This is a genomic window from Paralcaligenes ginsengisoli, from assembly GCF_054781135.1.
On sequence record NZ_BAAGUZ010000035.1, the window covers coordinates 61,431 to 68,884 of the forward strand.

Here is a 7,454-nt window from a genome sequence, read left to right on the forward strand (position 1 = left end):
CAATCGAACCCGTTGTTCTTTTACCTGAGTTCCTGCGGATAATTAAACCTGATCCAGCGCATGGCGTATTCCGCTCAGCCAGGTCTTGGCCGCAACGATGGCGGCCTCGTCGCTGTATTCGCCGCCATCGTTGCCGGCCTGCCTGGGCGAGGCGGCGGCAACAGCCGCTTCCATGGTTTCAATCAGCTTACTGCCTATGACCACCGCATCGGCCACCCGCGCCAGGCGTTTGGCGCTGTCGGCGTCGCGTATGCCGAACCCTACACCGACCGGCACCGAAACATGGCGGCGGATCTCGGCTACATGCCGGGCTACGTCGTCGGTATCGATATGGCCGGCACCCGTCACCCCTTTCAGGGACACGTAATACACATAGCCGCGAGCCACCCCCGCAACCTTCTTGATGCGTTCTTCGGTGGAGGTCGGCGCCAGCAGAAAAATAGGCGCAATGCCTGCGGCATCGAGCTCGAGCGCAAACTCGCTGATTTCTTCGGGCGGATAATCCACCACCAGCACGCCATCGACGCCAGCCCGCTGCGCGGCCGCGGCAAACACGGCCTGCCCCATGCGTTCGATGGGATTGGCATAGCCCATCAGCACAACGGGAGTCTGCGTGTCGTGGAGCCGGAACTCGGCCACCATGGCCAGGACCTGGGTCAGGCCAACCCCCCGCGCTATCGCTCTTTCAGCGGCGCGCTGAATGACCGGGCCATCGGCCATGGGATCGGAAAACGGCACGCCCAGCTCAAGCACATCGGCCCCGGCCTCGACCAGCGCATGCATCAGGCGAGGCGTAGCCCGTATTGAGGGATCGCCGGCAGTAATGTAGGGGATCAGGGCGGTTCGGCCGGCATTCTTTTTAAACGCAGCCTGCAGCCGATCGATCGGGGAATTCATGTTCAAGCGTCCTTCCTTCACAGACTGATGCCGCTATAGTCGGCCACGGTGTGCATGTCTTTGTCGCCACGTCCCGACAAATTGACCAGAATGATCTTGTCTTTACCCAGCGTAGGCGCAAGACGCACCGCATGGGCAATGGCATGCGAGGACTCGAGGGCCGGCATGATGCCTTCAGTGCGGCAGCAATCGTGAAAGGCGGCCAGCGCCTCTTGATCCGTGACTCCCACGTACTGGGCACGGCCGCTGTCCTTCAGCCACGCATGCTCGGGCCCGACGCCCGGATAATCGAGACCGGCGGAAATGGAATGGGTTTCCTGGATTTGCCCGTTTTCATCCTGCATGACGTAGGTGCGGTTGCCGTGCAGCACCCCGACGGAGCCAGCATTCAAGGACGCCGCATGGCGTCCGGACTGCAAGCCCTCGCCTGCGGCTTCGACACCAATCAGTTGCACGTTTTCGTCGTCGATGTACGGATAAAAAATGCCCATGGCGTTGGATCCGCCCCCCACCGACGCCACCACGTAATCGGGCTGCCGGCCGGCATTGGCCGGCATCTGCTCCAGGCATTCCGTACCGATGATCGATTGAAAGTCGCGCACCATCATGGGATACGGATGAGGCCCGGCCACGGTTCCAATGATGTAGAACGTGTTCTCGACATTCGTGACCCAATCGCGCATGGCTTCGTTCAGGGCATCCTTGAGCGTACGCGAGCCGGATTCGACCGGCACCACTGTAGCGCCCAGCAGCTTCATGCGATACATATTGGAAGCCTGGCGCCTGACATCCTCGCTGCCCATGTAGACCACGCACTCAAGGCCGTAGCGCGCCGCAACCGTTGCCGTGGCCACCCCGTGCTGGCCTGCGCCGGTTTCGGCAATGATGCGCGGTTTGCCCATGCGCCGCGCCAACAGGATCTGGCCTATGCAATTGTTGATTTTATGGGCGCCCGTGTGATTGAGATCTTCACGCTTGAACCAGATTTGCGCGCCGCCCAGCCGTTCCGACCAGCGCTTTGCATGGTAAACGGGGCTGGGGCGCCCGACAAAATGCTTCAACTCGTAGGCGAATTCATTCAGGAATTCAGGGTCGGTCCGGTACTTGTCGTAGGCCTCGCGCAGCTCGTCGAGCGCGTGCACCAGAGTCTCGGCGACGAAGGAACCGCCGTATCGGCCAAAATGCCCCTGGCTATCGGGCAAGCTGTAAGATTTCAAGGAATTACTCTCAGGTTACGCAATATTGTTGCAGCGCTGGCGCGGCAGACGAATCGAATGCAATCCGCCATTTTAGCAGCGCGGGGCCACGAATACAGGGTAGCGCAAATTCAGCTCGAAATAAACGCGCGCAGCAGGCGCCAAGCCATCAACGCCGGCTGGCGCTGACTCCCGAAAGTTCGTTCAGCGCAGCAAGCGCGCGCACAATCTGTTCACCGTTTTTTACCTCGATGGTAAAAATCATGTGCGCCAGCGAACGGCGGCTCTGTGTGTTGACCCCCACCACGCTCAGGCGCAGCCGCGCAAAGACTTCGGATATATCGCGCAGCAGGCTGGAGTGATCCTGCGCCCGCACGCTGATGTCGATCGGATAAACGGATTCGCCGGTGTCACCCCAGCCGACATCAATGACGCGCTCGGGCTGGCGCAAGGCCAGCGCCGCATAAGCCGGGCAATCGTGTCGATGTATCGATACGCCGCGGCCTCGCGTCACGAACCCCGCGATCGAGTCGGGCGGCGCGGGGCGGCAGCAACGGGCCAGTTGCGTCATGAGCGAGCCGACACCCACCACCAGCACCCCGCTTTTGCCGGTTTTCACGACATTGTCCGCGCCGCTCGAATAATTGAGCTTCGCGACCGGGGCGGTCGCGGCAGCCGACGGCTCTTTGAGTACGTAATCGATCTGGCGCAGGCTGAACTCTTCTTTGGCCACCGCGACATACAGGTCGTCGGCTCGGGCAAAATCCAGTTGCTGCGCCAACTGCTCCAGGTTGATAGCGGTTTTGCCCAGGCGTTGCAGTTCTTTTTCGACCAGGGCCTGGCCTTGCGATATACGCTGTTGCAGTTCGACCGCGTTAAACCATGCCCGCACCTTGGCGCGCGAACGCGGACTGGCCAGAAAGCCCAGTTGTGGGTTCAGCCAGTCGCGCGACGGACCGCCCGATTTGGCGGCGATGATCTCAACGGTTTGCCCCGTGCAAAGCTGGGTGAGCAAGGGCACCATTTGCCCGTCGACCCGAGCGCCGCGGCAGCGATGCCCCAAATCCGTATGCAGGTAGTAGGCAAAATCGATCGGCGTGGCGCCAGCCGGAAGCTCGATGACCCGCGCCTGCGGCGTCATCACATAAATACGGTCTGCGGATACGGTAGCCGCCGGAGCAGCCATGGCGGCCTGCTGCTCCGGTGCGGCGCCTTCTTTGTCCCAGGCCAGCAATTGACGCATCCAGGCGATTTTCCGGTCGTAACCGCTGGCTGCCGCCTGCTGGCCGCCTTTGGCGCCCGACTCTTTGTAGCGCCAATGCGCCGCCATGCCGTACTCGGCAAACTGATGCATTTCATAGGTACGGATCTGGATTTCAAAAGGCTTGCCTTCGCTATCGGCGACGACTGTATGCAAAGAGCGATAGCCGTTAGGCTTGGGCCGGGAAATGTAGTCGTCGAATTCGTCGGACACCGGTGTCCACAGCGAGTGGACGAGTGCCAAAACCGCATAACAGCTGCGCTCATCGTCGACAATGACTCGCAAGGCGCGCAGATCGAACAAGCGATTGAAGTCGAGATGCTTGATGCGCATCTTGTTCCATATGCTGTATATATGCTTGGGACGCCCCGTGACTTCGGCCGCGATATGAGCATCTTCAAGGGCCGCGTGCAGGCGGTCCACGGCGGCACGGATGAAAGCTTCGCGTTCACCGCGCTTTTCCTCGAGCTGGCGAGCAATGGCCCTGTATGTGTCGGGCTCCAGAAACCGGAATGCAAGATCTTCCATTTCCCATTTGATCTGCCAGATTCCCAGGCGATTGGCCAAAGGGGTATAGAGCTCCATGGTCTCGCGCGCGAACTCCACCGGACAAGGAGTTTTGGAGCTGGCATGCCAGCGCAGGGATTGCAGGCGCGAAGCCAGGCGCATCAAGACAATACGCAGATCGGCGGCCATGGCCAGCAACATTTTGCGCTGCATTTCCTTTTGATCGCCGGCCGTTGCCGAATCGTCGTTCGATTGTCCGGCCAGATGGCTCAAACGCAGCAAGGCGCGCGTTCCTTGCACCAGCGACACCACTTCGGCGCCGAAGGTCTTGAGCAAAGGATTCTGCTTGGCGCTGGCCATCGATTCCGATGCCTCGACCGGCATGACCGTAATAAGGGCGCTGGCACGCGTCACGGCATCCGTACCCAATTCGGCCAGTATGCGCACCACGGCGGCGCTGTGCTCGGCCAAAGGTTCTCCGGTGCTTGCCCGCAAGCCCTTGAGCGGTTCGCGCACCCAGGCAGCGGCCTGTTCGACCAGCGCCCGTCCCGCCGGATCGAGATCGGCGCAAGCCTGCGCCAGCCAATCGGCATCGAAAGGCAGTAAATCGTTAGTGGGAGGTGCAATCGTAGACATAGTGGATACTGCGCAAACCAATCAATGACATCAGGGATGTGTGTCCAGGCCACTCTATACTAGCGTGTCTGGCAAACGATAGCGAATCGGCAATCATGGATTCTTCCAGCAAAAAAAGCCTGCTTATTGTGTGGCATTCACGCACAGGCGCCGCCCTGCAAATGGCCGAAGCCGCGCGCGGTGGCGCCCAGGCCGTATTGAAGGAACTGCAGGCCGGCCCGCAACTCGATATTGTAATAAAGCCCGCTCATGAAACGCAGGCCCCCGACCTTCTGCAAGCCAGTGGTTTTATATTCTGTGCCCCGGAGAACCTCGCCGCCCTGAGCGGCGCCATGAAAGAATTCTTCGACCGCAACTACTATGCCGTACTGGATCAACTCAACGGCCGGCCCTACGCCCTGTTGATCAGCGCCGGCAGCGACGGCAGCTCGGCCGTCCGCCAGGCCGAACGCATATGCACCGGATGGCGGCTGCAAGCCATCGCACCCGCGCTCATAGTCCACACCGATGCTCAAACACCCGAACGAATCGCCGCCCCCAAAAACATAAAGCCCGAAGACCGGGCCTTATGTGAAACACTGGGCGGCACGCTGGCCGCCCTGCTGGTGTAGGGGCGGCCCTGGTGGCCGTCCGCTCGAACCGCCTACAGCGCCGCGGTCACCATGATTTCAACCTTGTAGTCCGGGCTGGCCAGGCGCGCTTCGGTGGTGGCACGCGCTGGCGCGTGGCCCGCGGGCACCCAGGCATCCCATGCCTTGTTCATGCCGCTGAACTCGACGATGTTGGCCAGAAAGATCTGGGTTCTAAGAATACGGGTCTTGTCGGTGCCGGCCTCGGCCAGCAAACGGTCGATCGTGGCCAATACCTGCTTGGTCTGGCCTTCGATATCAAGTGTATCGTCATCGGCAACCTGCCCCGCCAGATACACCACCCCATTGAAAATCGTCGCATCCGACATGCGTTTTCCCGTATTGACGCGCTTGATGTCGCTCATCGTGTTCTCCGTATTGATTGAAAAGTAAGATCGGTGTCCACCGGAACACCGATTCCCGAATCAGGTTCGTGATAGTAGGTCGCCGCCGCAGATTCGGCAAGCGCCGCTCGCGCAGGCGCAAACCAGGCATATGACATCACGCGGGCGGCAGCTTGAATACATGCCGCAGGTAAGCCAGATAAGCCGGATCGTCGCACATGGTTTTTTCGGGCGCATCCGATACCTTCGCAACCGGCTGATCGTTGCAACGCACCATCTTCATGACGATTTGCAGGGGTTCGTGGCCCAGATCGTTGGTCAGGTTGGTACCGATCCCGAACGACACCTTGCATCGTCCGGCAAAACGTCGGGCCAGCTCAATGGCGCGCGGAATGGTCAGGCTATCGGAGAACACCAGAGTCTTGGTGCGCGGATCGGTTCGATTGGCCGTATAGTGCGCCAGTAGCCGCTCGCCCCACAGGAAAGGGTCGCCGGAATCGTGCCGCGCCCCATCGAAAAGCTTGCAGAAATACATGTCGAAATCGCGCAAAAAGGCGTCCATGCCGTAGACATCCGACAGCGCGATGCCCAAGTCGCCGCGGTATTCCTTGGCCCAGACCTCAAGAGCAAACACCTGCGAGTCGCGCAGGCGCGGCCCCAGTGCCTGGCACGCCTGCAAGTATTCATGCCCCATCGTGCCCAAAGGCGTTACGCCATGCTTCATGGCAAACCAGACATTGCTCGTTCCGGCAAAATTCGGCCCCATCTGGGCTTTCATGGTGGTCACGACCTCTTCGTGCCACTGCTTGGAAAATCGCCGGCGCGTGCCATATTCGGCCACCCGGAAACCGGCCATTGCCGGATCATCGGTGACCAGATGCATTTTCGACTGCAATCGCTTGCGCCCCTCGACCCAGGCGGGTTCGCGGCATGTATTGCGAAAATACACTTCATTGACAATGGCCAGTACGGGGATTTCAAACAGGATCGTATGCAGCCACGGCCCTTTTGCCGTAATGTCGATTTCGCCGGGTATCGCTCCCTCGGTGATGGAGATGCACTTTTCGGGCAAGTGGAACAGTCCGAGAAAATCGACAAAGTCGCTCTTGATGAAACGCAAGCCGCGCAGGTAGCCGAGTTCTTCCTCGGTAAATCTCAGTTGACACAAGCTGTGTATTTCGGCGCGAATTTCGTCCAGGTACGCACTGAGATTGATACCTGGCGTACGGCATTTGTAGCGGTACTCGACCTGGGCGGCCGGAAAATGATGCAACACAACCTGCATCATGGAAAATTTATAGAGATCGGAGTCGAGTAGCGAGGTGATAATCATCGATGCGCATAAATCCTTTTAGCTACCATAGCACAATGGGCTCTTGTTTGGCGGACGTCTCGCCCGGTGCGCCGGCAAAGACCAGACCTGCCGGCAGGTCAATCCGTGGTTACCTTTACTTATTGGGTAAAATCACGCCGTAGAGCAATGGTTCGCATTGCAAAGATTGACGCTGGAGCCCCCGAATGACACATGTCGTGACCGAAAACTGTATCAAATGCAAATACACCGACTGCGTCGATGTGTGTCCGGTAGATTGTTTCCGCGAAGGCCCCAACTACCTCATGATCGACCCCGATGAATGCATAGATTGCGCGGTATGCGTACCCGAATGTCCCGCGAACGCGATCTTTGCCGAGGAAGATGTGCCGCAAGACCAAGTGCAGTTCATCCAGCTTAATGCCGATATGGCACCTGGCCTGGGTATGATCAATCGCTCGAAAAAGCCGCCAGCGGATGCCGACGAATGGAATGGCGTCGAAGACAAGCTGAAGTATCTGGAACGTTAGGGCATTTTTGGTTCGAGTGTTTGCTGCGCTGAATGCGTTTCAGTCGTTTTTTTTTGAGCCGTTCGTTCAGGTTTTAGCTTATTACTTTGTACTTTGGGCGGTAGTTCTATAAAGACGCCGCAGGGTGGGCGGTGCTGTGTAG

The 7,454-nt window shown here is 59.2% G+C and carries 7 protein-coding genes; 2 read left to right on the plus strand and 5 right to left on the minus strand.

Annotated elements, in window-relative coordinates:
* Positions 1–42: 42 nt before the first annotated feature.
* The 3 genes from trpA to ACYVIS_RS17770 form a co-directional block, all read right to left on the minus strand.
* Positions 43–897, minus strand: a complete 855-nt coding sequence (gene trpA, locus ACYVIS_RS17760; protein WP_232743893.1) for a tryptophan synthase subunit alpha — start codon at positions 895–897, stop codon at positions 43–45.
* 17 nt (positions 898–914) lie between these two features.
* Positions 915–2,114 (minus strand): tryptophan synthase subunit beta, encoded by a 1,200-nt coding sequence (gene trpB / locus ACYVIS_RS17765; protein ID WP_232743894.1) that lies wholly within the window; start codon positions 2,112–2,114, stop codon positions 915–917.
* Between the two features lie 148 nt (positions 2,115–2,262).
* Entirely contained in the window at positions 2,263–4,497 is a 2,235-nt protein-coding gene (locus ACYVIS_RS17770; protein WP_232743895.1) for a RelA/SpoT family protein, read from the minus strand.
* A 95-nt stretch (positions 4,498–4,592) separates the two neighbouring features.
* Between ACYVIS_RS17770 and ACYVIS_RS17775 the strand changes: the two genes are divergently transcribed.
* Positions 4,593–5,108 carry a flavodoxin family protein gene (locus ACYVIS_RS17775; RefSeq protein ID WP_232743896.1) on the plus strand — a complete coding sequence of 172 codons (516 nt, stop codon included), beginning with the start codon at positions 4,593–4,595 and terminating at the stop codon, positions 5,106–5,108.
* 32 nt (positions 5,109–5,140) lie between these two features.
* Here the strand turns inward: ACYVIS_RS17775 and ACYVIS_RS17780 are convergent, their stop codons facing one another.
* Together ACYVIS_RS17780 and pncB are read right to left on the minus strand one after the other, a co-directional pair.
* Entirely contained in the window at positions 5,141–5,491 is a 351-nt protein-coding gene (locus tag ACYVIS_RS17780) for a RidA family protein (RefSeq protein WP_232743897.1), read from the minus strand.
* A gap of 136 nt (positions 5,492–5,627) precedes the next feature.
* On the minus strand, positions 5,628–6,803 hold the full coding sequence (gene pncB / locus ACYVIS_RS17785) for a nicotinate phosphoribosyltransferase (RefSeq protein WP_232743898.1): 1,176 nt from the start codon (positions 6,801–6,803) through the stop codon (positions 5,628–5,630).
* A 185-nt stretch (positions 6,804–6,988) separates the two neighbouring features.
* Between pncB and fdxA the strand changes: the two genes are divergently transcribed.
* Positions 6,989–7,312, plus strand: coding sequence for a ferredoxin FdxA (gene fdxA, locus ACYVIS_RS17790; RefSeq protein ID WP_232743899.1), 324 nt, complete (start codon positions 6,989–6,991; stop codon positions 7,310–7,312).
* Positions 7,313–7,454: the final 142 nt, after the last annotated feature.